The 2,841-nt window shown below is 65.5% G+C and carries 4 protein-coding genes; all 4 read right to left on the reverse strand.

The features are described from left to right. A partial coding sequence (locus ACLP25_RS10465; RefSeq protein ID WP_442469133.1) for an FAD-dependent monooxygenase occupies nt 1-998 on the reverse strand: 998 nt, incomplete at its 3' end. Nucleotides 999-1,029: 31 nt separating this feature from the next. Next, complete coding sequence (locus ACLP25_RS10470; protein ID WP_442469134.1) at nt 1,030-2,022, reverse strand: VOC family protein; 993 nt, start codon at nt 2,020-2,022, stop codon at nt 1,030-1,032. A gap of 41 nt (nt 2,023-2,063) precedes the next feature. After that, complete coding sequence (locus ACLP25_RS10475; RefSeq protein ID WP_442469135.1) at nt 2,064-2,168, reverse strand: alpha/beta fold hydrolase; 105 nt, start codon at nt 2,166-2,168, stop codon at nt 2,064-2,066. Nucleotides 2,169-2,174: 6 nt separating this feature from the next. Beyond that, on the reverse strand, nt 2,175-2,841 hold a 667-nt coding region (locus ACLP25_RS10480; RefSeq protein ID WP_442469136.1), incomplete at its 5' end, for an alpha/beta fold hydrolase.

Here is a 2,841-nt window from a genome sequence, read left to right on the forward strand (position 1 = left end):
TCGAGCTTCCAGGCGAGATTGTGCGCGTCGCGGACGCCCGAGCTCATCCCCTGCCCCATGAACTGCGGCGTCATATGCGCCGCGTCGCCGGCGAGCAGCACGCTTCCCTCCCGCCAACGCTCGGCAACGAGCGCGTTGAACGTGTAGACGAGGCGCCGGAGCACCTCCACTTTGTCGACGTCGACATGCCGGGCGAGAAGCGAACGGACCATCGCCGGATCTTCCATTTGCTCCTTGGTCTGATCGGGCATCAGCAGGAACTCAAACCGGTGGTGGCCGTTCGGCTGCGGACACGAGACTGTCGGTGTCTTGGGATCGCAATGGAAGTTGAAATAGGGCATGTGACGGAAGCAGTCCTCGCCGTCCGTCGCCTTGATGTCGACCACAAGCCACGGCTCGGGAAAGCTTTTTCCGGCCATCTTGATTCCGAGGCTGTTGCGGACGCCGCTGCGGCCGCCGTCGCAGGCGACGAGCCATTGCGCCCGGACGCGAGCGCTTTCGGAGTGCTTAGGTGCAGCGGCGGGCGTCTGGCTGTACTGCGAGCCGGCGCTCGCGGCGTGCTCGACGACGACCCCGTCTTCGTCCTGAGCGAAATTGACGAGCTCACGACCGCGCATGACCGTCACGCTGGGAAAGCGGGCGAGCAACCGCTCCATTTTGGCTTCGAGATACGGCTGATAAAAGAAATTGCTGAGCGCCCAGCCGAAGGGACGGCCGGTGCGCCTGAGCTGGGCCAGCACCGATCCGTCCTCGAGCACCCATTGCACCGGCGTGTCGAGCAGCATGTCGGCTTCGACGTCGGCCGCGACGCCCGCGGCCTGAAAGATGCGCATGCATTCATCGTCGGTATAGACAGCACGGGCGTTGCCGTAGAACTGCGGCTCGCGCTCGAGCGCTAGCACGCGCAGTCCGCGCCAGCCGAGCAGATGGGCGAGCGTCAGCCCGGTCGGGCCGAGCCCGACGATTGCGACGTCATAGAGGTCCTGAGGCGTGTCCATAGCGCGTTTCCTTCGGAGAGGCTGTTCTTGTTCAGAAAGGCGAGTATTCGGTGCGCAAGAGCGAGGTCACGCCGTTGCGGATCTGCGCGAGCTTGTCGCCGAGCGTCTGGTCTTGAGGTTTGTGGCCCCAGACGCTGATGCCTTGGTGGGTCACCTGCGGCCAGGCCTCGGCTTCGCTGTCACCCTCGGATGACCAGCCGAGTTCGAAATAGAACCCCGACGGCGTCACGGCGTAGAACGAGACCTCGCGATCGTTGGGGTGCTGTCCAACCGCCATCGCGATCTTGAAGCCCAAGCCGCGACAGCGGCGGTAGGCGGCGCCGATGTCGTCAAGCGTCGCCGCCTGCATTTCGAGATGCTGGATTTTCGTCGCAAACGGGTCGATCACGATCCCTTTGGTCGCGGCGACAGCGATCGAGTGATGGCGCGGATTGACGCGTAGAAAGGTGAAATGAAGGTCGACGCCGGAGATGCGGTCCTCGATGTAGTCGGAGATTTTCGCGTCGAAGATCTCCCGCCAGAACGCGATCATGTCCGCCGGTCTGCGTGTCGTGATGGCGACATGGCCGAGGCCCCGCTCGCCGGTCACGAAAGCGCTGACCAGCGTTTTCACGGGCGGTGCGACCTCGGGCTCTGTGAACAATTCGAACGCCTGACGCTTGGGCCCGAGAAAGCGCCAGAACTTTGCGACGCCGCGCAGCGCCGCTTCCTCACCCGCGACCTCCTCGACCACGATCTTGCGTGCGGCGAGGCGCGCGAGGATCGTTTGCAGCGCGGCGTGGCCTCCAACCTGCCAGCCGAGCGCAATGTCTTCCTTCGCGCTCATGCGAACGATCAGACGGCGGGCGTGGGCATCGGTCCGCAAAGCTAGGGTCGTCGGCGTCGTCTCGCCGATGGCCATCCCGATCCCCTCGGCGGCGAACCGTTTCCAGTCGGCGAGACGAGGTGAATCGACGAGGACGTAGCCGAGTTGAACGGCGCCGTAGACGGACGGCGGCGGAGTTTGACTTGTCGTGGCGCTCATGATTGCTCCGTTGCGTTTAGCGGCAGGCAGCGCCGCCGGTTTCACTGTGAGAGAAAGGCGATCGTCGCCGCGTTGAACTGGGCCGCGCGCTCCCACTGCACCCAGTGACCGGTGCGGCTGAAGAGATAGAGGTCGCAGTTCGGCATCCGCTCCTACAGCGAGCGGCCGCCGCTTGCCGGATTGACCCGATCCTCGACGCCCCACAGGACAAGCGTGGGGGTCTCAAGGCCGCTCAGCCGCGGATCGAGCGTAAGGTCGAGAGCGCGGGCGTCCGACAGGTCCTTCGGGCGCACGAGCGGCGGGTTCGCGACGACCTCGGGATCGATGCTCGCCGCATAGCGCGTCGCGATCAGCGCGTCGGGCAGCGCCGCGCCGTCGTACACCAGATCCTTGCGCAAGAACTGTTCGAATTTGTCGCGGGTAGGGCCTTCGCCGGAATAATAGTCGAGCAGGTGGAGAAGGCCGTCTGTCGGCGGCCGGCGGCTAGTGTCGATCCCGCCGGGCCCGAGCAGCACCAAGCGATCGGCGCGCGCGGGCGCCTCGAGCGCCAGCCGCAGCGCGCAGGAGCCGCCAAGGGAATTGCCGAGGAGATGGGCCTTCTCGATGCCGAGCGCATCGAGAAGGCCGAGCATCGCCCGCGCAAGCTCGCCGAACGGGTCCTTGCGGTCGAGGCCTTTGGATGACCGTCCGTAGCCCGGCATGTCGGGCGCGATCACACGAAATCGATCCGCCAGCGTCGGGATGTTGCGCGAAAAGTTGGACATGCCGGTCGCGCCGGGCCCTCCGCCGTGCAGCATGAGCAAAGGCGGGCCTTCGCCC

This window comes from Roseiarcus sp. (genome assembly GCF_052145395.1).
Classification (GTDB): domain Bacteria; phylum Pseudomonadota; class Alphaproteobacteria; order Rhizobiales; family Beijerinckiaceae; genus Roseiarcus.